This window comes from Aquamicrobium terrae (genome assembly GCF_052978165.1).
Genome location: NZ_JBRKLZ010000002.1, coordinates 316018 through 342609, shown reverse-complemented (window position 1 = coordinate 342609; position 26592 = coordinate 316018). Strand labels below are relative to the sequence as shown.

Here is a 26592-nt window from a genome sequence, read left to right as displayed (position 1 = left end):
GGTCCCTGCCCTCAGTGGAAGGTTCGGCCGCCGTCGACCGCCAGCGCCACGCCTGTAACATAGGACGCATCGGCGCTCGTCAGCCAGGCGATACCGGCGGCGATCTCGTCGGGATCGGCGATGCGCGCCAGCGCATAGCGGGCGCGCACGGCGTCGAGTTGTGCCCTGCCCTCCTCACCCTCGGCGATGGAGGAACGAAACAGCGGCGTCTCGACCGCGCCGGGACAGACCACGTTGACGCGGATGCCAGCCTCGGCAAGCTCCAGCGCCAGTGCCTTGGAAAACATCTGCAAGCCGGCCTTCGACGCCGAATAGGCGCTGCGGAATTTCAACGGTTGCAGTCCGGCACCGGACGAGACGTTGACGATGGTGCCGCCGCCCGCCTGCTTCAGGAAAGGCGCGGCGGCGCGGCAAACCTTCATCGGTCCGGTGAGGTTGACGGCGATCAGCCGCTCCCACGCCGCATCGGTCATGGCTTCAAGGCTGGATTCGAGGTCCACGCCGGCCGAATTGACGACACCGTCAAGCCCGCCCATCTGCGCGGCCGCCTCGGCCACGGTGGCGTCGGTCACCTGCGTGTCGGTCACGTCGACCTTGAGCGCGACGACACCGTGCGCGGCCGACACGTCCGCAAGAGCCACCTCGTCCATATCGAGGCAGGCGACCTTCGCGCCGCCTGCAAGGAAGCGCAGGGCAGCCGCCTTGCCGATGCCTTTCGCGCCGCCCGTCACAAGGATGCGGCGACCGGCGAAGGCGGCTGTCACGCGACTGCTCCGGCCAGGCGGGGACGCATGTCCTCGACCATCTCGTCGCAACGGCCCATCCAGACATCGCCATGGTCGAGCGCGTGCTTGATCAGCCCTTCCAGAACGCCAATGCGCGACGGCTGGCCGATCATCTCGGGATGCATGCCGACCATCATCATGCGCTTTTCGGCGTAGAGCACGTCGAACTCGGCCTTCCAGGCTTCGAGCAGCGCCGACGGCGCCTGCATGGTGCGGCCCGGCAGCACGATCGAATACTGGAAGAACGGCGCGTCATCGAGCACCCAACGGAACGGCAGCTCGACGATCCTGGTCTGCTTGCCGTCGACGGTGTGGATGTAGGGCGAGTCGTCGTCGAAGAAGTTGGAGGAGTAGTCGAAGCCATATTCGACCATCAGCTGCATGGAGATGTCGCTCAGTTCGGCGGCGGGCGAACGCCAACCGCGCGGCGCAAGGCCCGAAACACGCTTGATCGACTCGAAACCCTTTTCCATCTCCTCGCGCTCCTGCTCATGCGTCAGGTTGAGGATCCAGGAATGGGTGTAGCTGTGGTGGGCCAGCTCATGCCCGGCTTCCAGGATGCGCTCCATCAGTTCGGGGCGCTGGTCGATGATGATGCCGGGAATGAAGAACGTGGTCCTGATACCATAACGGGCCAGGAGATTGAGCACGCGGTCGGTGCCGACCTTCCAGCCATAGGCGCCCTGCGACATCAGGATGGGTCGCTTGGCGTAGTCCGGGTCGCGTGCTGTCCACATCGTCTCGGCATCGAGATCGAAGGTGAGAAAGAGAGGAAAACCCTTGCTGGTCAGATGCATGTCGGTATCCGTCAAACGAAGCGGTGGAAGCCGGTCCAACGCTCTGCGACGAGCAGCACGATCGCCGTCGCGATGATGAGGAGCGTCGACACGGCGGCCACGCTCGGATTCACCCCCATCTCCACCGAGGTGAAGATGAGGATGGGGAGGGTCGTATCCCTCGGTCCCGCCAGGAAAATCGTCACCGGCACGTTCTCCATCGACGTGACGAAGGAAAACAGCGCGCCGGCGACGAGGCCGGGCTTGATGAGGGGCAGCGTCACCAGCCTGAAGGTGGTGAGACCGTTGGCGCCCAGAACGCGCGCCGCCTCTTCCACCGAAAGGTCGAGGCCCGAGAGGCTGGCGAGCGCGGAACGCACGATGTAGGGAACGGTGATGACGACATGGGCGATCAGCAGCACCCAGAAGCTGCCGCGCATGCCGACCAGCGTGAAATATTGCAGCAGAGCCACGCCGATCACCACCGAGGGTATGATCAGCGGCGCCATCAGCAGCGAGGTTAGCGCCTCCGTGGCCGGCACCATCTTGCGGAAAATGGCATATGAGGCGGCCACGCCCAGCAGCAGCGAGATCGCGGTCGAGCCGACGGCGAGGATCAGGCTGTTCTTGATGGCGTCGAGATAGACGCGGTCGGTCAGCACCGCCGAGAACCACTTGAACGTCCAGCCTTGCGGCGGGATGGTGAGATAGGACGTCTCGCTGAACGAGGCGAGCATCACCACGATCACCGGGAGCTGCAGGAACAGGATCACCAGCAGCGCGACGAAGGAAACGGTCGGTCCGGGTCGGTTCTCGTTCATGCCAGTCCCGCCCAGCGCTTGGTCATCCGGCTGGAAATCCAGATGATGAGGATGGTGGAAATCGCCAGGGCGAAGGACAGCGCCGAGCCGCTCGGCCAGTCGAGAAGCTGCATGTACTCGTCGTAGATCAGCGTCGCCATGACCTGGTAGGTCGGGCCCCCAAGCATGCGCGGCGTCACCAGCGCGCTGATGGTGAGCACGAAGACGAGGATGGAGCCGGCGATGATGCCGGGCGCCGTCAGCGGCAGCGTCACCGCGCGGAAGACATGCAGCCGGCTCGATCCGAGCGTCGCCGCCGCGGCCTCGACATCGCGCGGCACGTTCTGCAGCGCCGCCACCAGCATCAGCACCATGAAAGGCAGGTAGATGTGGGTTAGGCCGATCAGCAGGCCGGTCATGTTGAACATCAGCTTGAGGGGTTGCCCGATCAGGCCGAGGTCGATCAGCAGGTTGTTGACGACGCCTCGGTTGGTCAGAAGCACGATCCAGCCGAACGAGCGAACGACCAGGTTGAGCATCAGCGGAAAGATCACCAGCAACGTCAGCGGCAGCCGCCAGCGCGGATTGCCGCGCACGATGAGATAGGCGACCGGATAGCCGAGCAGCAGGCAGCTGAGCGTGACGGCGACGCCGAGGCCGATCGTGCGCAGCACGACCTCGAGATAGAAGTCATCGGTGAAGATGCGGACATAGTTGACCATGGTCCATGCATCCGGGACGATGCCGTGCCCCGGCCGGTACTCCTGAAAGCTCGTCGGCACCAACAGCAGCAACGGCACGACGAAGGCCGCCACCAGCACGAAAAGCAGCGGCGAAAGCAGCAGGGCTCCGGTGCGCAGCGAGCTCATGCTTGCCCGCCCGGCAAGGTGATGATGTCCTGCGGCCTGATGTTCACGAACAGCGCGTCGCCCTGCGAAAGGTTCGACGCCTCGCCGGAGGACGGGACTTCGACGACGATCTCGGACGAGGCGCCGAGCCGCACGACATACTGCACCTGCGCGCCGGAAAAGGACCGCAGCGCGATGGTGCCGGGAACGGCTTCTCCCTCCGTGCCGGCGGTCCGCGACAGGGTTACGGCTTCCTGGCGGATGAACACCTCGACGGCCTCGCCGTCCTTCGCGGCTAGGTTCGTCGGATGCAGCACGAGCCCGCCCGCAAGCTCGACCGCACCGCCCCTGACCGTCGCGCTCAACCGGTTCGGCTTGCCGATGAAGCCGGCGACGAAGGCGGTGGCCGGACGGTGGTAGATTTCCTCCGGAGAGGCGAACTGCTGGATGATGCCGTCGTTCATGACGCAGACGCGGTCCGACAGCGACAGGGCCTCGGCCTGGTCGTGGGTCACGAACAAGGTGGTGATCTTCAGATCGCGCTGCAGTCGTTTCAGCTCGATCTGCATCTCGTCGCGGAGCTTGGCGTCGAGATTGGACAGCGGCTCGTCGAACAGCAGCACGCTCGGGCGCGGCGCGATGGCGCGCGCCATGGCGACACGCTGCTGCTGGCCGCCGGAAAGCTGGCGCGGATAGCGCTCGCCGTAGCCGGCAAGCCGCACCAGGGCCAACGCCTCCTCGACGCGCGCCTGCAACGCCGGGCCGTTTTCGCCCTTGCGGCGCAGGCCGAAGGCGACGTTCTCGAACACGGTCATATGCGGGAAAAGCGCGTAGGACTGGAACACCAGCCCGACATTGCGCTTGTTGGGCGGCAGGCGGGTGATGTCGCGCCCGCCGACCGTGATGGTGCCGTCGCTCGGCTCGATCAGTCCGGCAACCATGCGCAGGATCGTCGTCTTGCCGCAGCCGGAGGGGCCCAGCAGCGACACGAACTCACCTTCGGCGATCTCCAGCGACACATCCCTGACCACGGATACCTTGCCGTAGCGCTTCACGAGATGCCGCAGGGAAACATTGCTCATTCGACCTCACAGATTGCTCGGAACGATATCGGCGCCCATCCGGACGATGCGATGCCCCGCAGGGCCGGGTCCGTTCGGATGCCTTCAGGCGGCGCAACGGACCCGGCGTCTCTTGCAATGCCTGTCCTAACGCAGGACCTCGCGCTGCCAGCGGCGGGTCCAGTCCGGCAGGCGCTCGGCCATGTCGGCCGGGTTCAGGAACAGCATTTTTTCAAGCGCCTCGCCGGTCGGGACTATGGCCGACACCTCGTCCGACAGTGTGACCTTCTTGTTCACCGAGCCGATGAACTGGCGCTCCGAGAAGCACTTCTGGTTGTTGGCGTCGAGGATCGTGTCGATGAACTTGTGCGCCAGCTCTTCCTGCTTGGTGCCCTTGGGGATCGCGATGGTCGGGCGGATGCCGACGGCCCCCTCGGCCGGATAGGCGGCCGCCAGCGGCAGGCCGTTCTTGGCGGCGACGCCGGCGCGATCCGGATACCACACGGCAAGGTCGATCTCGCCGCGCTCGAACAGGGCGACCACCTGGTCGGCCTGGGCGTAGAGCAGCACGGACGACTTGGCGAGCGGCTTGATCTTCTCGATGCCCGGCGTGATGTCGTCGAGCGTGCCGCCTTCCATCTGGTTCAGCGCGGCGAGGAACTGCCAACCGCTGGTGCCGGAGATATCGCCAATGGTGACGCGGCCTTCATATTTCGGATCGAACAGGTCGTTCCACGATGTCGGCGGCGTGGTGATCTTGTCCTTGTTGTAGATGATCGTGGTCGCGCCCAGCATGGCTGCGACATAGGCGTCGTTGGCGCCCCATGCGCCGTCGATGATGTCCGGCGCGTTGCTCAGCTTGGCCCGGTCGAGCTGCACGAGCAGGCCTTCATTGGCCATCTGCACGGCAAAAGCGTCATCGGCGAAGACCACGTCCATGTCCGACTGGCCCGCGGTGGCGCGCACGGAGGCCGCATGCTGCGACGAGCTGCCGAGTTTCATGACGACGTCGGCGCCGGTGGCGGCCTTGAACGGCTCGACGTAACAGGCCGTCACATTGTCGGCGAAGGAACCGCCGAAAGAGCCGAGGACGAGTTCGTCCGCGGCTGCGACATTGGATGCGGAGGCAAGAGCGACGATTGCCGTTGCGGCCGCGAGCACGGAATATGATTTCATGCCAAGCTCCCATTGAGGATGCGGTTACGGGCCTCTTCCCTTGCGCATCGTTCAAAAATGCTATCATCTGCGATATTATCTTTCAAGAAAGATATTTTGAAGGTAATTTATCTTACATGTCATGGTTGTGATGCGGTGGCACCGCCGTTAGCAGTGGCGCAAAGCGTGCCCGGGGCACACCGGGTGGAACACCTTCGAGGGAGGCCGATCCGTGAACAAGGCCGAGATCCGGTATTGGGAGTTGGACCGCGTCGGGCGCGGCATGGCGACTTGGCGGCGAGAAAGGCCGGACATCGACTGCAGCGGCAAAGCCGTCGTCGGGCGCATCCTGCACCTGCACGACATCATTCTGCGTGCCGTCGACCGGGCGCTGGCGCCCCATGGGCTGAAATATCCGACCTACGCCGTTCTGGCGACCATCCGCGCCTATGGTGCGCCCTATCACATGTCTCCCAGCGAACTGCTCTCCACGCTGCTCCTGTCCTCGGGCGGCCTGTCCAACCTCCTGCGCCGCATGGAAAAGGACGGCCTGATCCGACGCAGGGCCGACAAACGCGACGGTCGCGGCGTCATTGTCGAACTGACCGAGAAGGGCATCGCGGCGGCCGACGCCGCCATGGTCGACCATGCCGCCGTCGAGCATGAACTGTGTTCCTGCCTGCCGCCCGACCTGCACGAAGCCGTTGCGCGCGGGCTTGGGATGATGATCACCGTCGCCGAGCGCTGAGACGGGCACGCGATGCAGCGCACGAAAAATGCCGTCAACGTCGATGAGGTGAGGCTGGCAGCGCGGCGCTATCTGCCGGGCTTTCTCTACGACTTCATCGAGGGCGGCGTCGACGGCGAGGAAGGGCTGGTACGCAACGAGGCGGCGTTTGCCCGCCACAGCCTGCTGCCGCGTTATCTGGTCGATGTCTCGCGCCGCAGCACGGCAACCGAGCTGTTCGGCCGTCGCCATGCCATGCCCTTCGGCATCTCGCCGACAGGGCCGGCCGCCCTGTTCCGCCCCGACGCGGACCTGCTGATCGCCCGCGCGGCGGCTGCCGCCAACGTGCCGTTTATCCTGTCGGGCGCCTCCGGCACGACGCTGGAAGACATCCACGCCGTCGCGCCGGACCATAGCTGGTTCCAGCTCTACACGGCGCGCGACCGGCACATCTCCCACGACCAGATTCGCCGCGCCGCCGATACGGGCATGGACGTGCTGGTTGTCACCGTCGACACGCCCGTGACGCCCAAGCGTGAGCGGCACCTGCGCAATCGTATCAGCGTTCCGTTCAGGCTGACGCCCGGCATTGCCCTGCGCATGACGCGGGAAGTGCTGACGCACCCGGCATGGTTCGCCCGCTTCTTCGCCAGCGGTGGCATGCCGCCAATGGCCAACTGGACCCCCTACATGCCGGCGGGCGCGTCGGCTGCGCAGAGCGCGGCGTTCTTCTTCGATCAGGCCTTCGTTCCGGGCGACGCCGGCACACCGGACTGGCGGGATCTCGAAACCTACCGCCGGCTTTGGAAGGGCAAGCTCGTCGTCAAGGGCTTCCTGCACCCCGATGACGCGGTGCGTGCGGCGGATATGGGCTGCGATGGCCTGATCGTCTCCAATCATGGCGGCAAGGCGCTCGACCGGGCACCCGCCTCGCTCGCTGCCCTGCCCACAATCAGGCAAGCCGTCGGCAACCGCATGACCCTGATGCTCGACAGCGGCGTGCGCCGCGGTTCCGACGTGGTGATCGCGCTCTGCCTTGGCGCCGATTTCGTCTTTGCCGGCAGGCCGACGCTGTACGGCGTCGCGGCCGACGGACAGGCCGGCGCGAAAAAGGTGCTCCGCATCATCGCCGAGGAGATCGATCTGGTCATGGCAATGATCGGCTGCAACACCGTCGCGGAACTGAACGCCGCCTGTCTTGCCGGGAGCACGACGCCATGAGAATGCGCGAACTGGGACGATCGAGGATCGAGGTTCCGCCCGTCGTCTTCGGCGGCAACGTGTTCGGCTGGACCGTCGACGAGACTGCATCCTTTCGATTGCTCGACGCCCTGCTCGACAGCGGCTTGAACGCCATCGACACCGCCGATGTCTATTCCTCCTGGGTTCCGGGCCATGCGGGCGGAGAATCGGAAACCATCATCGGCGCGTGGATGAAGGCGCGTGGCAACCGCGCGCGTCTGACCATCGCAACGAAGGTCGGCATGGCCATGGGAGAGGAAAAGGGCTTGTCCGCTTCGTGGATCGCCCGCGCCGTCGACAGCTCACTGAGACGTTTGCAGACCGACTATATCGACCTCTATCAGGCGCATATCGACGACGCGACGGTGCCGCTGGAAGAAACGCTGGGTGCCTTTGCGCGGCTGATCGAGGCAGGCAAGGTGCGCGCCATCGGGTGTTCCAACTTCACGCCGCAGCGCTTGCAGGAGGCGTTGGGCGTCAGCTCCCGCCTGGGCCTCCCCCGCTTCGAGAGCATTCAGCCGCAATACAATCTGATTCACAGGTGCGAGTTCGAGGAGGAGTTGGCCGGCCTGTGCAGGCGCGAGCACATCGGCGCAATCAGCTTCTTCGCCCTCGCGGCCGGTTTTCTCACCGGCAAGTATCGCGATGCAGCCAGTCTGGAGGGAAGCAGCCGCCAGGCGCGCGTCGCCTCCTTCATGACCGAACGCAATCTGGCGATCCTCGACACGCTGATCGCCGTCGCCCGCGACGAGAACACGACGCCGGGCGCGGTCGCCATTGCCTGGCTGATTTCGCGCCCGGCCCTGACCGCCCCGATCGTCAGCGCCACCAGCCTTGGGCAGCTGGAAGAGATCAGGCACGCGACGGCGCTGACGCTGAGCGACGCAAACCTTGAGATTCTGGACGCGGCGTCGGCCTGACCCCTGCCCCTTCAAGCCAAAACCGATGCTGATCTACGATCCCCGGCCGTGCTCACGCAGCGAGCGGTCGACCTCCTGCAGCGCAATGAACGCCTTGTAGCGCCACGTGTGCAACTCCCGGCTTTCCGGGGCAGGAAATGTCGTTTCACTGACCGCGGACAGCGCTTCCATGGCTGTTTGCAGGTCCGGTTCCACGCCGGCCGCAACGGCGGCGGTCATGGCGGCGCCCAGCAGAACCGGTTCGGGCGAAACGCATGTGCTGACCGGCAGGCCGCCGGCATCCGCCAGAAGCTGCCGCACCAGGGCGCTGCGCCCGGCCCCGCCGCTGACGACCACCGTTTCAAGATCGGCACCCTCCCGGCGCAGGATCTCGACAATCTGCCTGAGCCCGTAGCCGATGGAGATCACCGCCGCCACATAAAGGCGGATCAGGCTCGTTTCGTCCTCGGCCATGTCGAGCCCGGCGATGATGCCGCGTGCATCGGGGTCGGCGAACGGCGCGCGGTTGCCGAGGAAATCACCGACCACATGGACGCCGCCGAGAAGCTGGGCCAGCGGCATGTCTTCCAGAACCTCGACCGCCCTGCCCTCCAGCCATCCGGGCAGGCTCTTGCCGGCCGCCTCCGCCTTTGCGGAAGCTGCGGCGGCCCAGGCATGCTGACGCACGGCATGGTCGATGGCCGCGCCGGCTGCCGACTGGCCGCCTTCCGAGAGCCACAGGCCCGGAACCAGCGCGGAGTAATAGGGACCCCAGACGCCGGGCACGAACATCGGCGCGGCGGACACGTTGAGCGTGCAGGCCGAGGTGCCGAACACATAGGCAAGCCGCTGTTCGAGCTTGCCGGCAAGCCCGTCGGCACCGATGGTGCCGAGGGCACCAGCGTGCGCGTCGATCAGGCCCATGGCCACCGGCGTGCCGGGTGCGAGGCCGAAATCCCGTGCCGCGGCGGCGCGCAGACCACCGGGAATGGCGGTGCCGGGCGGGTTTGTCTGGTCGCCGATGCGGACGAACTTCTCGTCTGCCAGCGCACCCAGGCCGATTTCATGGAAATAGGCTTCGTCCCAGCGCTGCTCATGGGCGAGATAGGTCCACTTGCATGTGACCGTGCAGGTGGAACGCCGAAGGCTGCCGGTGGCACGCCATGTCAGGAAGTCGGTCAGGTCCATGAAATGGCCGGCCCTGCCAAAGGTCGCGGGCAGTTCCTCGGCCAGCCACAACAGCTTCGGCGTTTGCATCTCAGGCGATATCCGGCCCCCGACATAGTCGAGAACCCGCGCGCCGGTGGCGTTGATGCGCTTCGCCTGCGGCGTGGCGCGGTGGTCCATCCAGACGATGATGTTGCGCTCATCCTCGCCTTCCGCATTGACGGCGAGTGGACGCCCCTCCCCGTCAAGCACCACCAGCGAACAGGTGGCGTCGAAGCCGATGCCCGCGACCTGCTCCGGTGCGATACCGGCCTTTTCGCACGCCCCGCGCACGCTGGCCGTGACTGCCGCCCAGATATCGTCGCTCGACTGCTCGACATGATCGGGCCGCTCACGCCAGATCCGGATCGGATGGCTGGCCGCACCGAGCAGCGCGCCGGTCCGGTCGAACACGCCGGCGCGCGCGCTGGCGGTTCCGACATCCACACCTATGAAATGCATGGCATCACCGGCATCCTTCCATCATGTTCGGCCCGGGGCCGGATCAGGCGCCGTAAGGCACCCAGATCGTCTTGACCTGCGTGGCCCGGTCCATCCAGTCACGACCGCGCGCCACCGTGTCCTGCGACCAGTCGAGCGACTGGCCGTCATTGGTCCAGACCTGCTTGAGATTGCCGGCCGATAGCGTCTCGACGGCGGCAGCTCCTTCCGCGGACCCGTGGTACCAGATGCCATCGACCGCGTCGTGCTCGGCCAGGGTTTTGGCCAGCACGTCGCGCTCGCCCGTAACCAGATTGACGACGCCGCCCGGAAGGTCGGACGTGTCGAATATCTGGTAGAGCGGCTGGGCGATCAGCGCATGGGCGGGCGACGGCACGGCGACCACCCGGTTGCCGGTGGCGATCAGCGGCAGGACGAGCGACATCAACGCCAGCAGCGGCGACTGATCCGGCGCAAGCACACCGACCACGCCGACCGGCTCCTTCAGCGAAAGCGTCAGATGGCGCGGCTTGGTGGCGTGGATCGCACCGTCGTCCTTGTCGGCAAGGCCGGCATAGTAGAAGCAGCGCTCGAGCGTCTGGCGCACCTCCGCCTCGGCCTGCGCCTTGGGCGCGCCGGTCAGCCGCTGCACCAGTCCGGCCAGTTCCGTGGAGCGCGCCGAGAGGTTTTCGCCAAGGAAGAACAGCACCTGGGCCCGGCCATGGGCGTTGGCCGCCCAGCCCTTGGCCTTGATCGCGGCCTCGACCGCGTTGCGGATGTCCTTGCGGCCGGAAACCGGAGCAAGGCCAAGGACTTCGCCTTTCGGGTCGCGGATGGCATAGCTTGCGCCGCCATCCGGCCGCGCCTGCTTGCCGCCGATGTAGTTCTTCATCGTGCGATCGATGAAGGCGGTGGCGGCATCGGCCTGCGGCACGGCGGAAAAGTCGGCCACGACGGGCTTGAACGGAGCACGGCGGCCGGCCCTCGCCCGTTGCAGATAGAAGGCCATGCCCTCGCGCGCGCCTTCGCGGCCATAGCCGCTTTCCTTCATCCCGCCGAAGGGCGCATTGGCGTCGAACATATTGGTGGCGTTGATCCACACCACGCCGGCCTTCACCCGCGCCGCCAGTTCGGTGGCCGCATTGATGTTCTCGGACCAGATCGATGCCGAAAGTCCGTAGGCCGTATTGTTGGCAAGCTGCACGGCCTCGTCCACGGTGCGGAAGGTGGTGGTGACCGCGATCGGCCCGAAAATCTCCACCTGCGAAACCGTGGCGGAGGGTTCGGCGTCGGCAAAGAAGCCCGGCGCGATGTAATGGCCCTTGGGCGGCAGCGGGCAGGATGACTGCTCCAGCGTGTAACCCTCGGCGCCGGCCTGCTTCAGCAGGCCCTCGATACGCGCCTTCTGGCCGGCCGACACGATGGCGCCCATATCCGTCGACTTGTCGAGCGGGTCGCCGACGCGCAGGCGTTCCATGCGCGCGCGCAGCCTGGCGAGAAAGCGCTCCGCTATGCCTTCCTGCACCAGAAGGCGCGATCCGGCGCAGCAGACCTCGCCCTGGTTGAACCACACACCCTCGACCACGCCTTCGACGGCGGCGTCGAGATCGGCATCGGCGCACACGATGAAGGGCGACTTGCCCCCAAGTTCCAGCGACAGCTTTTTACCGGAACCGGCGGTCGCACGGCGAATTTCCCGGCCTACTGCCGTCGAGCCGGTGAAGGCGATCTTGGCGATGTCGGGATGGCGCACGATCAGCGCTCCGGTCGCGGCCCCGCCGTGGACGATGTTGACGACCCCCTTAGGCAGGCCGACCTCGCCCAGCAGCTCGGCGAAGGCGATCGCCGTCAGCGGCGTCAGGTCGGCGGGCTTGAGCACCACCGTGTTGCCGGCGGCCAGCGCCGGCGCGATCTTCCATGCCAGCATCAGCAGCGGGAAGTTCCACGGAATGATCTGGCCGCAGACGCCGAGCGGATCCAGCCCGGCGAACTCGGTCTCGGCCGCGGCCGCCCAGCCGGCATGGTGGTAGAAATGCCGGATCGCCAAAGGAATGTCGGCGTTGCGCGTCTCGCGGATCGGCTTGCCGTTGTCGAGGCTTTCCAACACGGCGAAGAACCGCTCGCGCTGCTGCAAATGGCGGGCGATGGCGTAGAGATAGCGGCTGCGCTCGAAGCCCGGAAGCCTCGACCAGCGGGGAAAGGCTTTCGCCGCGGCGGCGACGGCGGCGTTGATTTCCGCCTCCCCGGCAGCCGGAATGCGGGCGAGCGTTTCGCCGTCGGCCGGATTCTCGACCCTGATGCCGGCGGCGTCCGCGCCGGTGAAGCCGCCGTCGATGAAGTGCCCGAAGACGCGGCCACGGCCGTCAAGCCACGCCAGCACGTCCGTCGCGGCCTCCGGGGCCGGGCCATAATCCATGGTTTCCATGATGTCCCTGATGTTCATCTGCCGGACCTCAGCTCAGTGCGTGATGATCGTCGCTGGCGTAGCGGCCGGTGACGTGATGTTCGAGCTGGCGCTCGATGTCGGCGAGCATGGAGGATGCGCCGATGCGGAACAGGCCGGGCTTCAGCCACGGGCCGCCCAGTTCCTCCTTCATCAGCGCCAGCCAGGCGAGCGCGTCCTTCGCCGTGCGCAGGCCGCCGGCCGGCTTGAAGCCGACGCGGAAGCCGGTCAGCTCGCCATAGTCGCGCAAGGCGCGCAGCATGGTCAGCGAGACAGGCAGCGTGGCGTTCTCCGTCTCCTTGCCGGTCGAGGTCTTGATGAAGTCGGCGCCGGCCTGCATCGCCACCATGGAGGCGCGGTAGACATTGGTCAGCGTGCCAAGCTCGCCGGTGGCCAGAATGGCCTTCATGTGGGCCTCGCCGCAGGTCTCGCGCATGGCGCACACCTCGTCGTGCAGCGCCTGCCAATCGCCGAGCAGCACATGCTCGCGGGTGATGACGATATCGATCTCCCGGGCCCCCTGCTCCACGGCGTAGCGGATTTCCGCCAGTCGCTGCGGCAGCGGCGTGAGCCCCGAGGGAAAGCCCGTGGCCACGGACGCGACCGGGATGCCGGAGCCCTCCAGCGCCTTCACCGCATGCTCCACCATGGTCGGGTAGACGCACACCGCCCCGGTGGTGACGGCATCAACCCCCATCGCCTGCAGAAGGTCGGGGCGGACGGGCTGCCTTGCCTTGGCGCACAGGCGGCGCACGCGGCCCGGCGTATCGTCGCCCGCCAGCGTGGTGAGGTCGATGCACTGGACGGCGCGCAGCAGCCATGCGGCCTGATAATTCTTCTTCACGGTACGCCCGGACGTGATGGCCGCGGCGCGGCGCTCGGCCGCCGTCCGGTTTACCTGGACATCCTCGAACCACTCGCGCCGGAGCGCGCAGCCGGGATTGCGTTCATGGGTTTCTGACATGGATCGGCTCTTATGCAGCGGGGACGGCAAGCGTCTCGCAGAAGGTCTGGAATTCTTCGGCGGATGCGTAGGATTTCTGGGTGCCGCGGCGACCCACCGATTGCGCGGCGTAGCGCGCCGCGCGGTTGAGGGCCTCCTCGGTGTTGCCGGTGGCGGCGAGGAAATGGGCGAACGAGCCGATAAAGGCATCGCCCGCGCCGGTGGTGTCGACCGGCTTGACCTTCACCGCTTCGATGGTGGTGACGGCATCGGCGGTGACGAGGCGCGCGCCCCGCGCGCCGAGCGTGACGATGACCGTGCCGATGCCCTGCGCGATCAGGCTGCGCGCCGCCGTCGCGATCTCGTCTTCCGTGCCGGTCGGCAGGCCGGATAGAAGGGCAAGCTCGCTTTCGTTGGGAATGAGGAAGCTGAGACTGCGCAGGTCCACGACGTCGAGGTCGGCGGCGGCCGGCGCGGGGTTGAGAATGGTGCGCACGCCCCATTCCGCCGCGCGGCCCAGCGTGTGGCGCACCGTTTCCAGCGGGATTTCAAGCTGCATGAGGATCAGATCGGCCTGGCGCAAAACATCGGCGGCGGCATCGACATCGGCGGGGGAAAGCTCCGCATTCGCGCCCTTGACGATGAGGATGGAGTTTTCGCCGGACGGCTCGACGAAGATCGGCGCAACGCCCGACGACTTGCCCGCCACCTTCTTCACATGGGTGGTGTCGATGCCGTTGTCGGCAAAGTTCCGCAGCGTGTTGTCGCCGAAAAGATCGTCGCCCACTTTGGTGACCATGCTGACCTGCGAGCCGAGCCTCGCCGCCGCGATCGCCTGATTGGCGCCCTTGCCGCCGCAACCGATCTCGAAATCCGGCGCCTCCACCGTTTCGCCGGGTGCGGGCATGACGGTGACATAGGTGATCAGATCCACCATGTTCGAGCCGACGACGGCTATGCGCCCGGCCCTGCTGTCCGTTCCGCTGCCCATTTCGCTGGATGACGCCATGGTTCAACCCTTGTTCATGTCGTTGATTTCGGAAATTGCGGCCGGAACTTCCCCGGCGCTCAGATAGCCAAGCTTCACGGGGAAGCGTGCCATCTCGCCCGGGGCGAGCAGGCGCACATGGCCCTTGGCCTTTTCGGCGGTGTAGCCTTCGGGCTCGCAGGTGGAAGGCAGCGCGAACGCCGCCACCTGCGCATCGCCGTCATTGAGGATCCAGCGCACGCAATGCGGCAGGTCCTGCGGCCTGTAGGCGACGGAGAAGGCGTCGCGGCCCGGCAGCTCCATCACCAGCCGGGTGCGGCCTTCGGCATCACGCCCCAGCCCGCGGATGTAGAACACCTGCTCGGGACTGTAGAGCTCCGGCTCACCGAGCTCGCGCATGCGGGCGGGGTTGCGTCCGAGATCCTCCAGCAGCTCGAGGAACGCCTGCGAGGGTGTGACATGGCCGGGTACGGTCTTGCGCACCACCGTATTCTGCGGCGAATAGTCGGCCGGCTGGTGAATCCGCGCGCCCGCCACGAAGTCGAAATTCGCATGGAGCATATACATCAACTCCATCTGGTGTGCCGACAGGTTCTCGACCGCCATCTCGACGTCGATCAGCCCGCTGCCTTCATGCAGCCGCACGCGCGGACGGGCCACGTAGTGCGGTCCGAAACCCATCACATATTCGGCATGGCCCCCGACCTCGATGAAGCCGCCCTCGACGTCATGGCCGAAGCGCAGATGCGCGCTGTCCATGCGCGTCACCGGCATTTCGCCGTGCAGGGGATGAGTGTCCTGGGGTCCCGGCGTGCCGTTGCGCAAAATGCCGGCGTGATAGGCGAAGGCGCCGTAGGTTTCGAGGATCGAGGCGCCGTTGCGCGGATAGGGAAATACGTTGCCCATGGTCAGGCGGCGCCCGTCGAAAACCGCGTCCCAGATCATCTGGCCGAGGAAGGGCAGCACGGTGACGTGGCCGCGTGCATTGGCGATGCGCAGCCCTTCCACCGATGACGGGTAGCGGAAGGCGGTGACGGCAAAGGCCCCGCTTTCGGCGATCAGACGCTCGCCATTTGCCGAAAAGACATCCGGCTGGAGATGAAGGACGGTATCGCCCGCAACGGCACTCATTTCGGCGACCTCAGATAGTTGATTGCAATCACCAGCACCAGGAACGCGCCCCAGACGGCATCGATCATGAAGTTCGACACGCGCATGATCTGCATGCCCGAAGACAGGAGCATCAGCGCCACGAGCGCCAAGAGCACACCCGCGACCCGCCCCTTGCCGCCGGCCGGGTTGGTGCCGCCGAGCACCGCAATCAGCACCGCCTGCAGGAGGTAGGAGGAACCGAAATCGGCCTTGGCGGAATTGGTGCGGCCAGAAAGCAGGATGCCGGCAATGGCGGCCATCAGGCCGGTCATGGCATAGCTGTAGAGGATCATGCGCGAGGAGCGGATGCCGGCGAACACGGCGGCGCGCGCATTGGTGCCGATCAGCATCAGGTTGACGCCCAGATGGGTACGGCGCAGCACCACCGCCACGACCACGGCGACCACGATCAGGATCCAGAACGGAGCGGCGATGCCGAGCAGCTTGCCGGTGCCGATCCACGTCCAGGCCTGCGGATAGCCGGCGATGGCGGGCCCGCCGGTCAGCACCAGCGCAAGACCTGCGAACACCTGCCCCGTACCGAGCGTCGCCAGGATCGGGATGATGCGCAGGCGCGCGATCAGGACGCCGTTCAGCAGGCCGGCGGCAAGCCCCACCGTCAATGCGATGAGCACGCCCATGATCGTGTGCAGCACCACCCCTGCCCCGCCGGCCGCGATGGCTTCGGCGACCGCCGGGTGACGGAAATAGATTCCGGCCGTGATGGCGGCGAGATTGGCGATCGCGACGATCGAAAGATCGATACCGCCGGTCAGCATCGCCACCATCATGGCGATGCACAGGATGCCAAGCTCGGGCATCACATAGGAGATCGACTCGAAATTGTAGTAGCGCAGGAACTTGTCGGGGTTCAGTCCCGCCATCACAACGAAGATCAGCAGCGTGATCGCCGCAAGCTGTATGATCGCCGCGTCCTCGCCGAGAAGGCGGCGGATGAGAGGTTTGCGCTCGGCTTTGGCGGCCATGTTCATTGCCTCCCCGCTCAAACCAGTTTCTTGCGGTCACGCCAGGCGGTGATCGCGGTGGCGGCGATGATGATGACGCCGACGACGACACGCTGCCATGTGGTGTCGACCTTCATCAGGATGAGCGAATTCTTGACCATGACGAGCGTGAACACACCGATCATCGTGCCCAGCACCGATCCGCGTCCGCCGAAGATCGAAGCCCCGCCAAGCACCACGGCCGCGATCACGTCGAGTTCCAGTCCGATGAAGTCGCGCGGATTGGCCTGCCAGATCATCGAGGAATGCAGCAGCCCGGCAAAACCCGCCAGAAGGCCCGCCGTGCAATAGACGAAGAAGATGGTGCGGCGCGTGTTCACGCCGGCACGGCGCGCCGATTCCGGATCGCCGCCATAGGCGTAGACCGAGCGGCCCATCATGGTGTGGCGCAGCACGATGTGCATGACCACCGCTACCCCGAGATAGACCAGCACCATGGCGGTAAGGCCGACGGTCGCCCCGTTCTGGGCGGTGACGGTGACGAAGATCCTGCTTGCCGAAGGCGATCAGCTCCTTCGGCATCTTGTTGATGTTGACGATCGAGGTGCCGAGCAGGCCAAGCACCAGCCCGCGCACGATCGAGGCCGTGCCGAGCGTCACGATCAGCGGGATCATCCTGAACCGCTCGATGATGAAGGCGTTGAAGGCGCCAAGCAGCACGCCGATGACCGAGGCCGCGATGAAGGGCAGAAGAACGCCGTCGTAGTCCAGCGCCACCATGGCGCGCACGGTGATGTAGAGCGCGGCGGCCGAGATGGCCGGGAACGACACGTCGATGCCGCCCGAAATCATGATCAGCAGAACGCCCAGCGCCATGATGCCGATGACAATATTGGCCTTGGCCAGGCTGAACAGGTTGTCGACCCCCCAGAAGGCGGGATTGATCAGGCCGATCAGCACCATGACCGCCACGAGCACGGCGGCGATCACGACTTCCGTCGATTGCAAGCTCCTCATCTTCGCCGTCTCACCTCAGCGCCTTCAGGCTGTCGTTGATGTTGTCCTCGGTCATGTCCGCACCGTGGAACCCGGCCACGAAGCGCCCCTCATGCATGACGTGGATGCGGTTGCAGTTGCCGGTCAGCTCCGGCACATCGTCCGAAATCATCAGAACGGCCAGTCCCTCCTTTTCGGCAAGGTCGCGGATGATGCGATGGATCTTGGCCTTGGAGCCGACATCGACACCCACGGTGGGGCCGTTGAGGAGCAGGATCTTCGCGCCCGTCAGCAGCCAGCGTCCCAGCATCACGCGCTGCGCGTTGCCGCCGGAAAGATTGCCCACCGCCGTCTCGGGCGAAGGCGCGGCGATCTGCATGTCGCGAAACATCTGCTCGGTCTTGTCGCGCATCGCCGCCCGGTCGAGGAACAGGCCGCGCCGCAGCCGCTCCAATATGCTGACCACCATGTTGCGCTCGATGCTTTGCGTCAGGAACAGGCCTTCGCTCAGCCTGTCCTCCGGCACATAGGCGATGCCGAGGTCGATCGCCTCCTGAACAGAGCGCGGGAAGACATCCTTGCCCGAAACCCGAAATGTCTTCGCGGTCGCGTTTTCCATACCGAACAGCGCGCGCGCCAGTTCGGTCCGGCCCGAGCCGATCAGGCCGGAAATACCGACGATCTCGCCGGGCCGCAATTCGAGGCTGACGCCGTTGACGATGCCCGGAACACGCAAATCCTCGACTTCCAGCGCAGGGGTCGCGGCCGCATCGATTTTGGGCGCATAGAGCTCGTCCTCGAGCTCCAGTCCGGTCATGGCGCGGGTAATGGCGGGCTCGTCGAAGTCGCGCATCGCGCCTTCGGCCACCTTCCTGCCATTGCGGAAGACGGTCAGCCTCTCGGAAATCTCCAGCATTTCGCGCATCTTGTGGCTGACGAACAGGATGGCGATGCCCTGCGCCTTCAGGTCGCGAACGATGGCGAACAGTGCATCCACCTCATGGCGGGTGAGCGCCGTCGTCGGCTCGTCCATGACGATCAGCCGCGCTTCCGCAAGAATCGCGCGGGCGATGGCGACGATCTGCTTTCCCGATGCGGGCAGGCTTTCGACATCGGCATCGATATCGATCTTCACGTCGAGACGGGCCAGAACCTCGCGCGCCATCTTGCGGGCGCGGGGCCAGTCCATCCGCCTGGCGCCTTCCAGCAGATAGGTGTTGAGGACGAGGTTCTCCGCCACCGTCAGGTTCCCGAACAGGGAAAAGTCCTGATAGATGACCTGCACGCCCTTGTGCACGGCCTGAATGGGATCCAGCCGGCCGACCGGGCTGCCGTCGACCAGGATCTCGCCTTCCTCGGGCGTGTAGATGCCCGACATCACCTTGATGATGGTGGACTTGCCCGAGCCGTTCTCGCCGGCCAGACAGTGAATCTCGCCTGGCCGGATGGCGATGGACACGTCATCCAGAGCGCGCACGCCACCGAAGCGCTTGCTGATGTTCTTCAGCTCGATCAAATACTCGGACATGGTTTTTCCGGCAGTCTGGAAGGGAACCCTCGCCTTTGGGGGCGATGTACATTCCGGCGCCGGCAGGTCGCCGACGCCGGAATGCAGGACATGATCAGAAGTCGTACTGATCCATGTTCTCGGACGTGACGCCGACCCAGCCCGCTCCATACAGCAGGTTCGGGCGATCCGCCTCCGGAGCGGTCAGCGATTCATAGCCGGCAAGACCGAGGTTGAGGCCAGCCTTGATCTGGTCGCCCTTGCCCTCGAGAGCGGCCACGGCCAGCATGTTCATGGCATAGCCGGCCACGGCCGGGTCCCAGAACTGGATGTACTGGATGTCGCCATTGGCGAGATATTCGCCGGCCACCGAAGGCAGGCCGGTGCCCGAGAAGAACACCTTGTCCTTGAGACCGCCCTCGGCAATCAGCCGGCCGGCGCCGGCCGAGGTGGGCATCGGGGCGCCGAGAATGCCGGTGATGTCGGGATAGGCGGTCATCGCCTCCTTCAGCTTGGTGTAGTCGGTGGCGGCATCGTCATAGGTCTCGAGCCGATCGCCGACCATTTCCATGTCCGGGAAATGCTCCTTCTGATAAGCGACCGCACCGTCGATCCATTCCATCTGGCTCTTGGACGTCAGGGAGCCGACGGTGGTGACATACTTACCCTTGCCGCCGGTGTACTTGCCGAGTTCCTTCATCAGGTTGGCACCATAGGCGAGGTTGTCGAAGGCTTCGAGATCGTAGTCGGTGTTGGTGAGGTTCGAGGCTTCATGCGAGATCACCACGATGCCGCGGTCGCGCGCCTTCTTCAGCACCGGCTCGACGGCCTCGACCGAGAACGGCACGACGGTGATCGCGTCGACGCCCTGGGCGATCAGGTTTTCGATGAGCTGGACCTGCGCGGCAGCATCCGCCTGGCTCGGGCCGACCATCCATACATCATGTCCGGTGTCGCTTTTGAACTGCTCGACGCCGTCGCGCATGCGGTCGAACCAGGCGATGCCGTCCACCTTCACCACAGTGGCGATGGTGTACTTCTTGTCGTCCTTCGTCGTGATCAGATCCTGATTGAGCTTGGACGTGTCGACGATCTGGTCCGCCAGCGCGGACGATGCCAACAGGGACAGAGCCACGGAAGCTGCCGTCAGCAAAGCTTTCATCGATATTTTCCTCCTCTGTACAGCCGCGCCGCCCCGGGCGGGCGGGAGATTGGATGTTGATTGAATCTACTCAATATCGCGAGCATATTGATCAATTCACTTCAATATGATCATGTTTGATCAAAACCTGCAAGCCTCTGCAAATAGCGGTTTTTGGGAAAAGCGGTTTTCGCTAGGAAGCATCACGAACCCATCAGGCCTTGGAGAAAAACGTGGCAAGACCATCCGGACGGGCAGCACGCATTCAGGCGCTCCGAAAGATGTGCGCATCGGGAGCCATCGTCCACATTGCCGATGCCGCAAAACAGCTCGAAACCTCCGAGATCACTATCCGGCGCGATCTGAGCGACAACGACAGCGGCATTCTGCGCCTTGGCGGCTATCTCATGTTCGCCAGCGACAATGGCGAGCGCTACTCGCTTTCGCACGCGCAGGGCACGAACACCCAGGCCAAGATCGAGGTGGCGTTGCAGGCGGCTGAGTTGATCGCGCCCGAAGACACGATCTTCATCGATTGCGGCTCCACCCTGCCGCATCTCGCCTCGCGCATTCCACAGAACGCCAATATCACCGTTGTGACGCAGGCGCTCAACATCGCCGAGATCGTGGCGCGCATCGAGGGGGTGAACCTCATCCTGCTCGCCGGCATCTATCATGCCGAAAGCGGCAGTTTCAGTTCGGAAACGGCGTTGAAGATGCTGCAGGAGATCAACATCACCAAGGGCTTTTTCTCGGCCGCGGGCGTGCACGAGACAGAAGGCGTCACCTGTTTCCATTTCCATGAAGTGGCGGTGAAGCGGGCGGCGATTGCCCGCTCGCAGAGGCGCTTCCTGGTCGCCGATACTTCCAAATGGGGCAAGCTTCGTCCGGCAACCTTCGCCCAGGTGAACGAATTCGACGCCTGGATCGGAAAACCCGGCCACGGCCCATCGCCTTCGGCGGCACCCTAGCCGGCCCGGCCCGCCCGGATCGAAGGCAACACTTGCGAGCGAAGTCCCGGTCTGCTTCCCTCTCCAAGGCGGGTGTTGCTCTGATTCGTAGCTCCATTGCCCCGGCCGAATACCGGCATGAAGAGCGCCTGCAAGGAAAACAGCAATGAACGCCAAACCCGAAATTATCGAGATGAAGCCCAGGATCACCGTGATCGGCGTGGGCGGTGGCGGTGGGAATGCCGTCAATAACATGATCACGGCCGGGTTGCAGGGCGCGGAATTCCTCGTCGCCAATACGGATGCCCAGGCTCTTGCCGCGTCGAAGGCATCGCGCCTGATCCAGTTGGGCGCCGGTGTCACGGAAGGGCTGGGAGCCGGTTCCGTGCCCGAGGTGGGCAATGCGGCCGCGCAGGAGTCGATCGACGAGATCATGGATCATCTTGCCGGAACCCATATGTGTTTCGTGACCGCCGGCATGGGGGGCGGGACAGGAACAGGCGCCTCACCCGTGATCGCACAGGCCGCCCGACAGGCAGGCATCCTGACCGTGGCCGTCGTCACCAAGCCGTTTGCCTTCGAGGGCAGCCGCCGCATGCAAGCGGCGGAGGCGGGAATCGAGCGGCTTCGCGAATGCGCCGATACGGTGATCGTCATCCCGAACCAGAACCTCTTCAGGATCGCCGATGCCAAGACGACCTTCGTTGACGCCTTCTCCCTGGCCGACCGGGTCCTCTATGCGGGCGTCGGCTGCATCACCGACCTGATCGTAAAGGAGGGGCTTATCAATCTCGACTTCGCCGACGTGCGGTCGGTGATGCGCGACATGGGCCGGGCGATGATGGGAACGGGCGAGGCCTCGGGACAGGGCCGGGCAAAGGCGGCGGCGGAAGCGGCCATTGCAAACCCGCTTCTCGACGAGGTGTCGATGGGCGGTGCCCGGGGTGTGCTGGTCTCGATCTCCGGCGGGCCGGACATGACGCTTTTCGAGGTCGACGAGGCGGCAACCCGCATCCGCGAGGAAGTCGACGCCGACGCCGACATCATCGTCGGCGCCATATTCGACCAGGCCCTGGAAGGCAGGTTCAGGGTATCGGTCGTTGCGACGGGCCTGCGGCAGAGCACCCGGGTGATCGAACTGGAACACGGGACCGCCTGAGGATAGGGCGGCGCGATGCCGCCCCACCCCTCCCCGCGCCGGGCGGATCACGCTATCGGGCGGGCAAGGAAGGGCTGAACTGCATCAGGCTGAGAAGCTCGAAGAGTATTTGCGACCCGTTTTGAGCGGTGTTGGTTGTGGGATCGTAGGCGGGCGCGACTTCCACCACGTCACCGCCAACGAAATTCACGCCCTTGAACCCCCGCACCAGCGCCAGGGCTTCACGCATCGTGAACCCTCCGGCCTCCGGCGTGCCTGTACCCGGCGCGAAGGCCGGATCGAGGCTGTCGATATCGAACGACAGGTAGGTCGGGCCGTCCCACACGACCTTTCGCGCCATTTCCACGATCGCGGGAATCCCCAGTTCGCCAATGCGGTGCGCTTCGATCACCGTCATTCCAGACATGCGGGAGAACTCCCAGATGTAGGCCGCCGAGCCACGTATGCCGATCTGGATGGTGCGTGTCGGATCGAGGACACCGTCCAGGACCGCATTGCGAAAAGGGCCGCCGTGGTGAAACTTCTCGCCCTCATACGGGCCACCGGTGTCGCAATGGGCATCGATATGGATCATGCCGACCGCGCGGCGGGCGCCGATAGCGCGCAGGACCGGATGGGAGACTGAATGGTCGCCGCCGACGCCAAGCGGCATCACACCCGCCTCGACGAGGCACCCCACGAAGGCTTCGATATCGGAATGGCTGGTCGCAAGGTCGAAGCGGCTCTTGAAGGGAACATCGCCGATATCGGCCACGCGCATCTCATGCACAGGGGCGCAATGCAGCACATCGTTATAGGGTCCCGTCCGCTCTATGCCACGCAAGGCCCTTGGGCCGAACCGCGCCCCGCCGCGATTGGTGACGCCGAGATCCATCGGCATGCCATAGAGCGCCACCTGAAGCTTCGCCAGATCGTCATCGGACGAACCCAGCACCATGGCCGGCGCGTCCAGCAGCGTCGGATGCCCGGCATAGGGAAACTGCCTGCGGCCACCGTCACGAAAGATATGGCCGGCGATCCGGGCAAACTCCGGATCGTGCATCGTGCCGCCATCCTTGTCGGAAAAGAGCGTTCGCAGTTCGTCGAGCTTTTCGGCATTCCAGGTCATATCGGACTTCCAGTTTTTCTCATGCATGGTTGGAGAGGAACTTGCGGAAACTTTCGCTGGGCGGTGCGGAGAAAACCTCGTGCGGCGAGCCATCCACCTCGACCTGTCCCTCGCTGAAGAAGACGATGCGAGTGGAAACATCGCGCGCGAACGCGATTTCATGCGTGACCACCAGCATCGTCATCCCCTCCTGCGCCAGCCCCCGCATGACCTGAAGCACCTCGCCGACGAGTTCCGGATCGAGTGCCGATGTCGGCTCGTCGAAGAGCATCACCTTCGGACGCATCGCCAGGGCGCGGGCAATCGCAACACGCTGCTGTTGCCCGCCGGAAAGATGCATCGGATAGTAGTCGGCCCGATCCGCCAGTCCGACCCGGGCCAGCAACCGCCGTGCTTCCTCGACGCACTCGGCCTTCGGGCGCCCGAGGACGTGGACCGGCGCCTCGATGATGTTCTCCAGTGCCGTCTTGTGGCTCCAGAGGTTGAAACTCTGAAAGACCATGCCGGTCGAGGCACGCAGCCGCTCCATCGCCCGGTGCGACAGCTTCCCGCTCCCCGGCTTCTCCGGGAATGCGGCCTCATGACCGGCGATCGATATGGCCCCCGTGTCAGGCCTCTCCAGAAGGTTGAGGCAGCGCAGGAACGTGCTCTTTCCCGATCCCGAGCGTCCCAGGATGGAAATCACGTCCCCCTGCCGCGCCTCCAGCGATATTCCCTTCAGAACCTTAAGCGCGCCAAAGCTCTTCTCCAGCCCCTCGACCCGGACCACAGGCATTTCATTGTTCATCGGCAACCTCCTCCCGCGATCCTTCCTGCGCCATACCGTGACACGCGATTTCGTCGATCAGCGCATCGATCATCTCGTCCGTCGTCGTCATCGTCAGCGAGCAACCGGGCGCGATCATCGTGCGCGGGGCCAACCGGCTGCCCAGCGCCTCCCGAAGGTGCCGCCGCGAGGCCGCGACATCGCTGCCGGAGACAGGCCCTTCCTCGTTGAGCCCCCCCGCGACAAGGCCGGGAAACAGCGAACGCCCCACCGCGAGCGGAGGTGACGCCATGCGGTCATGCCAGTTCAGCATATTGACCGGATAGCTTGCCAGCATGTCGAAATAGGCCGCTTCACCATGAATGTGCAGCATGCGAAAGGGAAGTTGCGCGGCGGCCGATCCCAGGACCTTCAGGTCGAACGGTATCCCGAAACGCGTGTAGTCGTCACGCGACATGATTGCGGCATCGGCGCATTGCGTCGCCAGAAACAGGCCATGTGCACCGCCTTGCACCGAAGCCTCGATAAAGCGGATCGTCGTTTCGGTTATCACTTCAAGCGCGGCTTCGAGAACATCCGGGGCCTCGCGCATGACGGCGTGCAACCCGTCTCTGCCGGCAAGCTTGAGAGCGGTGGTGAGCGGGCTGAAAGCGGTCAGCAGAACCGGCGCCTCGCCATCCAGCGCCGTCACCGTCCGCGCCAGGCCTTCGACCTGCACCCCCAGGCAGCCTGCCCCGGGATCGAGCGGCCTGAGCCTTTCCCAGTCCGCGATCTTCTCGGCCCCCAGCGCCAGCACCCTGCGGGTGCCGAAAACCGATGGCACATAGTCTGTCCTGACACCCCAGTCCTCGACGCTGAAGGTGCCGGTGGGCATGAACTTGACAAGGTCGAACTGGAAGCGGCGCTGCCAGCGGACATTGGCCTCGGCCAGCCCCGCGGCCGTTTCGTCCTCTACGGGAAAATGCCGCCAGAGGCTGACCGGCAGGCGATCGATCGGCCCGCCGGCCATGGCGCCCGCCAGGCGCTGCCAATGGTCGAGCTTCGCCCGCCCCGCCAGGGGCCCAAGTCTACCGCTCATGACGAACTCCCGATTGGTGTCAGTTCCGCGGCGGAGACGGCTCGAGTGCCTTCTCCACACAGCGCACCGCAAACGCGGCGATAAAGTTGATCGCGAGATAGATCGCCCCCGCAATGGCGAGGACCTCGAACACGCGGAAGGTTTCGGTGACGATGGTGAAGGCGCGGGCCGTCACCTCCGGCAAGGTGATGATCGAGGCGACGGCGCTCATCTTCACAAGGTAGATGATCTCGTTACCATAGGCCGGCAATGCCTGGCGCAAGGTCAGCGGCAGCACGATCCGGCGCAGCATAAGCAGTCTCGACATGCCGAATGCGCGCGCGGCATCAATGTCCTTGGACGAGACCGACAGGAGACCGCCCCTGAAAATCTCCGATGCATAGGCCCCGGCGCATGCCGAGATCGCAATCACCGCGCACCAGAAAGGCTCGCGCAGGATCGGCCACAGGATGCTGCCGCGCACGACGGCGAATTGGGCAAGGCCGAAATAGATCACGTAGATCTGGATGAGCAGGGGCAGGCCCCGGAATATCGCCAGATAGCCGCGCACAAGCATCTGCGCCCAGACCGGGCCGTAGTGATGGGCGAGCGCGAGACACAGGCCGAGGGCGAAGCTGCAGACCAGGCTGACACCCACGATTTGCAGCGTCAGCGGCAATCCCTTGGCCAGTTCTAAGAGGACATAGGCATAGAATTCCATGTTATGCCCCCGCTGCCATGCTGCCGCGCCCGAAACGGCGCTCGGCCCTGCCGATCATCAGCACCGACCCCCCGGTAAGCACCAGATAGATCGCGGCGGCGACGATGTAGAAGGTGAACGGCTGCCGCAGCGAAGCGCCCGCGACCGTTGCCTGGCGCATGATCTCGACCAGGCCGACGACGGAAATCAGCGACGTCTCCTTGATCGTCGTCAGCCAGATGTTGCCGAGTCCCGGCAGCGCATAACGAAGGGCCTGCGGTCCAACTATCCGCCGCGCGCGCAGCAGCCTCGACATGCCGAAGGAAATCGCGGCCTCCACCTGACCGACCGGCACCGCCAGGATGGCGCCGCGGATCACCTCGCTCGAATAGGCGCCGCAGATCATGCCGATCGCGACCACCCCGGTCAGGAGCGGACTTACCTCGATGTAGCCCTGATGGCCGAACCAGCTTGCGAACCAGCCGAGCGTGGAACTTCCGCCAAAGAAGATCAGGTAGATAATCAGCAGTTCCGGCACGCCGCGAACCACCATCGTGTAGGTCTCGGCGGCACGGGCAAGCAGGCCCACGCCGGAGAGGCGCGCCAGCGTCAGGCCGAGGCCGATGACCTGGCCAAGCAGGAAAGCCAGGAACGCAACGATCAGCGTCATCGCCGCGGCCCGCAGCATCAGGCCGCCCCAGACACCTTCCCATAAAGGCGAGAAATCCATGATGTTCCTCTCGCGCCACAGGTCCTGGGACCTTGCGCGGATGGGTG

At 65.1% G+C, this 26592-nt stretch carries 24 protein-coding genes and 1 pseudogene; 5 read left to right on the top strand and 20 right to left on the bottom strand.

Features of this window, described 5'->3' with window-relative positions:
- Positions 1–11: 11 nt before the first annotated feature.
- The 6 genes from ACVCNR_RS18875 to ACVCNR_RS18850 all read right to left on the bottom strand — a co-directional run bounded on the left by ACVCNR_RS18875 (position 12) and on the right by ACVCNR_RS18850 (position 5446).
- Positions 12–764 carry an SDR family NAD(P)-dependent oxidoreductase gene (locus ACVCNR_RS18875; protein ID WP_354195216.1) on the bottom strand — a complete coding sequence of 251 codons (753 nt, stop codon included), beginning with the start codon at positions 762–764 and terminating at the stop codon, positions 12–14.
- Positions 761–1582 (bottom strand): polysaccharide deacetylase family protein, encoded by an 822-nt coding sequence (locus ACVCNR_RS18870; RefSeq protein ID WP_354195218.1) that lies wholly within the window; start codon positions 1580–1582, stop codon positions 761–763. The genes ACVCNR_RS18875 and ACVCNR_RS18870 overlap by 4 nt, the downstream gene beginning before the upstream one ends.
- Positions 1583–1593: 11 nt before the next feature.
- Positions 1594–2382: an ABC transporter permease gene (locus ACVCNR_RS18865; RefSeq protein ID WP_447076014.1), complete on the bottom strand. Its 789-nt coding sequence runs from the start codon at positions 2380–2382 to the stop codon at positions 1594–1596.
- Positions 2379–3230, bottom strand: coding sequence for an ABC transporter permease (locus tag ACVCNR_RS18860; protein WP_447076013.1), 852 nt, complete (start codon positions 3228–3230; stop codon positions 2379–2381). The genes ACVCNR_RS18865 and ACVCNR_RS18860 overlap by 4 nt, the downstream gene beginning before the upstream one ends.
- Positions 3227–4291: an ABC transporter ATP-binding protein gene (locus ACVCNR_RS18855; RefSeq protein WP_447076011.1), complete on the bottom strand. Its 1065-nt coding sequence runs from the start codon at positions 4289–4291 to the stop codon at positions 3227–3229. Before ACVCNR_RS18855 ends, ACVCNR_RS18860 begins: the two co-directional genes overlap by 4 nt.
- 126 nt (positions 4292–4417) lie before the next feature.
- The gene (locus tag ACVCNR_RS18850) at positions 4418–5446 is read right to left on the bottom strand and encodes an ABC transporter substrate-binding protein (protein WP_354195226.1); all 1029 of its coding nucleotides are present in this window, start codon (positions 5444–5446) and stop codon (positions 4418–4420) included.
- Positions 5447–5657: 211 nt separating this feature from the next.
- Here ACVCNR_RS18850 and ACVCNR_RS18845 point away from each other — a divergent pair, with 211 nt between their 5' ends.
- From ACVCNR_RS18845 to ACVCNR_RS18835, 3 genes are read left to right on the top strand one after another with little or no spacing between them, the layout of a single operon-like run.
- Entirely contained in the window at positions 5658–6173 is a 516-nt protein-coding gene (locus tag ACVCNR_RS18845) for a MarR family winged helix-turn-helix transcriptional regulator (protein WP_447076010.1), read from the top strand.
- Positions 6174–6185: 12 nt separating this feature from the next.
- Positions 6186–7373: an alpha-hydroxy acid oxidase gene (locus ACVCNR_RS18840; RefSeq protein ID WP_447076009.1), complete on the top strand. Its 1188-nt coding sequence runs from the start codon at positions 6186–6188 to the stop codon at positions 7371–7373.
- A complete protein-coding gene (locus ACVCNR_RS18835; protein WP_447076008.1) occupies positions 7370–8314 on the top strand; it encodes an aldo/keto reductase in 945 nt (314 codons plus the stop codon). Before ACVCNR_RS18840 ends, ACVCNR_RS18835 begins: the two co-directional genes overlap by 4 nt.
- A gap of 33 nt (positions 8315–8347) precedes the next feature.
- Here the strand turns inward: ACVCNR_RS18835 and ACVCNR_RS18830 are convergent, their stop codons facing one another.
- From ACVCNR_RS18830 to ACVCNR_RS18790, 9 genes and pseudogenes are all read right to left on the bottom strand, one after another.
- Entirely contained in the window at positions 8348–9961 is a 1614-nt protein-coding gene (locus ACVCNR_RS18830; RefSeq protein ID WP_447076007.1) for an FGGY-family carbohydrate kinase, read from the bottom strand.
- A 43-nt stretch (positions 9962–10004) separates the two neighbouring features.
- On the bottom strand, positions 10005–12383 hold the full coding sequence (locus tag ACVCNR_RS18825) for an aldehyde dehydrogenase family protein (protein ID WP_447076006.1): 2379 nt from the start codon (positions 12381–12383) through the stop codon (positions 10005–10007).
- A gap of 10 nt (positions 12384–12393) precedes the next feature.
- The gene (gene deoC, locus ACVCNR_RS18820; RefSeq protein ID WP_447076005.1) at positions 12394–13347 is read right to left on the bottom strand and encodes a deoxyribose-phosphate aldolase; all 954 of its coding nucleotides are present in this window, start codon (positions 13345–13347) and stop codon (positions 12394–12396) included.
- 10 nt (positions 13348–13357) lie between these two features.
- The gene (gene rbsK, locus ACVCNR_RS18815; RefSeq protein WP_354195240.1) at positions 13358–14335 is read right to left on the bottom strand and encodes a ribokinase; all 978 of its coding nucleotides are present in this window, start codon (positions 14333–14335) and stop codon (positions 13358–13360) included.
- 3 nt (positions 14336–14338) lie between these two features.
- Positions 14339–15445 (bottom strand): aldose 1-epimerase family protein, encoded by a 1107-nt coding sequence (locus ACVCNR_RS18810; protein WP_447076004.1) that lies wholly within the window; start codon positions 15443–15445, stop codon positions 14339–14341.
- Complete coding sequence (locus tag ACVCNR_RS18805; RefSeq protein WP_447076003.1) at positions 15442–16452, bottom strand: ABC transporter permease; 1011 nt, start codon at positions 16450–16452, stop codon at positions 15442–15444. Before ACVCNR_RS18805 ends, ACVCNR_RS18810 begins: the two co-directional genes overlap by 4 nt.
- A gap of 17 nt (positions 16453–16469) precedes the next feature.
- Positions 16470–17448: pseudogene (locus tag ACVCNR_RS18800) on the bottom strand (ABC transporter permease).
- 10 nt (positions 17449–17458) lie between these two features.
- Positions 17459–18955 carry a sugar ABC transporter ATP-binding protein gene (locus tag ACVCNR_RS18795; RefSeq protein ID WP_354195248.1) on the bottom strand — a complete coding sequence of 499 codons (1497 nt, stop codon included), beginning with the start codon at positions 18953–18955 and terminating at the stop codon, positions 17459–17461.
- A gap of 94 nt (positions 18956–19049) precedes the next feature.
- Entirely contained in the window at positions 19050–20096 is a 1047-nt protein-coding gene (locus ACVCNR_RS18790) for an autoinducer 2 ABC transporter substrate-binding protein (protein ID WP_354195250.1), read from the bottom strand.
- 212 nt (positions 20097–20308) lie between these two features.
- Here ACVCNR_RS18790 and ACVCNR_RS18785 point away from each other — a divergent pair, with 212 nt between their 5' ends.
- Positions 20309–21046: a DeoR/GlpR family DNA-binding transcription regulator gene (locus ACVCNR_RS18785; RefSeq protein WP_354195252.1), complete on the top strand. Its 738-nt coding sequence runs from the start codon at positions 20309–20311 to the stop codon at positions 21044–21046.
- Positions 21047–21191: 145 nt separating this feature from the next.
- Positions 21192–22184: a cell division protein FtsZ gene (gene ftsZ, locus ACVCNR_RS18780; RefSeq protein WP_354195254.1), complete on the top strand. Its 993-nt coding sequence runs from the start codon at positions 21192–21194 to the stop codon at positions 22182–22184.
- Positions 22185–22236: 52 nt separating this feature from the next.
- Here the strand turns inward: ftsZ and speB are convergent, their stop codons facing one another.
- Genes speB through ACVCNR_RS18755 form a run of 5 tightly spaced genes read right to left on the bottom strand, consistent with a single transcriptional unit; the run spans position 22237 to position 26545 of the window.
- Positions 22237–23292: an agmatinase gene (gene speB / locus ACVCNR_RS18775; RefSeq protein ID WP_447076002.1), complete on the bottom strand. Its 1056-nt coding sequence runs from the start codon at positions 23290–23292 to the stop codon at positions 22237–22239.
- A gap of 19 nt (positions 23293–23311) precedes the next feature.
- Entirely contained in the window at positions 23312–24079 is a 768-nt protein-coding gene (locus ACVCNR_RS18770; protein ID WP_354195258.1) for an ABC transporter ATP-binding protein, read from the bottom strand.
- Complete coding sequence (locus ACVCNR_RS18765; RefSeq protein WP_447076001.1) at positions 24069–25136, bottom strand: uroporphyrinogen decarboxylase family protein; 1068 nt, start codon at positions 25134–25136, stop codon at positions 24069–24071. Before ACVCNR_RS18765 ends, ACVCNR_RS18770 begins: the two co-directional genes overlap by 11 nt.
- A gap of 19 nt (positions 25137–25155) precedes the next feature.
- Positions 25156–25836 (bottom strand): ABC transporter permease, encoded by a 681-nt coding sequence (locus ACVCNR_RS18760; RefSeq protein WP_447076000.1) that lies wholly within the window; start codon positions 25834–25836, stop codon positions 25156–25158.
- Between the two features lies 1 nt (position 25837).
- A complete protein-coding gene (locus tag ACVCNR_RS18755; protein WP_447075999.1) occupies positions 25838–26545 on the bottom strand; it encodes an ABC transporter permease in 708 nt (235 codons plus the stop codon).
- Positions 26546–26592: the final 47 nt, after the last annotated feature.

Bases quoted from the DNA above. Each gene is read 5' to 3' on its own strand.
- ACVCNR_RS18810 (WP_447076004.1), bottom strand. From the start codon at position 15,445: ATGAGTGCCGTTGCGGGCGATACCGTCCTTCATCTCCAGCCGGATGTC.
- ACVCNR_RS18860 (WP_447076013.1), bottom strand. From the start codon at position 3,230: ATGAGCTCGCTGCGCACCGGAGCCCTGCTGCTTTCGCCGCTGCTTTTC.
- ACVCNR_RS18830 (WP_447076007.1), bottom strand. From the start codon at position 9,961: ATGCATTTCATAGGTGTGGATGTCGGAACCGCCAGCGCGCGCGCCGGC.
- ACVCNR_RS18855 (WP_447076011.1), bottom strand. From the start codon at position 4,291: ATGAGCAATGTTTCCCTGCGGCATCTCGTGAAGCGCTACGGCAAGGTA.
- speB (WP_447076002.1), bottom strand. From the start codon at position 23,292: ATGACCTGGAATGCCGAAAAGCTCGACGAACTGCGAACGCTCTTTTCC.
- ACVCNR_RS18840 (WP_447076009.1), top strand. From the start codon at position 6,186: ATGCAGCGCACGAAAAATGCCGTCAACGTCGATGAGGTGAGGCTGGCA.
- ACVCNR_RS18790 (WP_354195250.1), bottom strand. From the start codon at position 20,096: ATGAAAGCTTTGCTGACGGCAGCTTCCGTGGCTCTGTCCCTGTTGGCA.
- ACVCNR_RS18835 (WP_447076008.1), top strand. From the start codon at position 7,370: ATGAGAATGCGCGAACTGGGACGATCGAGGATCGAGGTTCCGCCCGTC.
- ACVCNR_RS18805 (WP_447076003.1), bottom strand. From the start codon at position 16,452: ATGGCCGCCAAAGCCGAGCGCAAACCTCTCATCCGCCGCCTTCTCGGC.
- ftsZ (WP_354195254.1), top strand. From the start codon at position 21,192: ATGAACGCCAAACCCGAAATTATCGAGATGAAGCCCAGGATCACCGTG.
- ACVCNR_RS18770 (WP_354195258.1), bottom strand. From the start codon at position 24,079: ATGAACAATGAAATGCCTGTGGTCCGGGTCGAGGGGCTGGAGAAGAGC.
- ACVCNR_RS18850 (WP_354195226.1), bottom strand. From the start codon at position 5,446: ATGAAATCATATTCCGTGCTCGCGGCCGCAACGGCAATCGTCGCTCTT.
- ACVCNR_RS18765 (WP_447076001.1), bottom strand. From the start codon at position 25,136: ATGAGCGGTAGACTTGGGCCCCTGGCGGGGCGGGCGAAGCTCGACCAT.
- deoC (WP_447076005.1), bottom strand. From the start codon at position 13,347: ATGTCAGAAACCCATGAACGCAATCCCGGCTGCGCGCTCCGGCGCGAG.
- rbsK (WP_354195240.1), bottom strand. From the start codon at position 14,335: ATGGCGTCATCCAGCGAAATGGGCAGCGGAACGGACAGCAGGGCCGGG.
- ACVCNR_RS18870 (WP_354195218.1), bottom strand. From the start codon at position 1,582: ATGCATCTGACCAGCAAGGGTTTTCCTCTCTTTCTCACCTTCGATCTC.
- ACVCNR_RS18865 (WP_447076014.1), bottom strand. From the start codon at position 2,382: ATGAACGAGAACCGACCCGGACCGACCGTTTCCTTCGTCGCGCTGCTG.
- ACVCNR_RS18795 (WP_354195248.1), bottom strand. From the start codon at position 18,955: ATGTCCGAGTATTTGATCGAGCTGAAGAACATCAGCAAGCGCTTCGGT.
- ACVCNR_RS18755 (WP_447075999.1), bottom strand. From the start codon at position 26,545: ATGGATTTCTCGCCTTTATGGGAAGGTGTCTGGGGCGGCCTGATGCTG.
- ACVCNR_RS18825 (WP_447076006.1), bottom strand. From the start codon at position 12,383: ATGAACATCAGGGACATCATGGAAACCATGGATTATGGCCCGGCCCCG.
- ACVCNR_RS18760 (WP_447076000.1), bottom strand. From the start codon at position 25,836: ATGGAATTCTATGCCTATGTCCTCTTAGAACTGGCCAAGGGATTGCCG.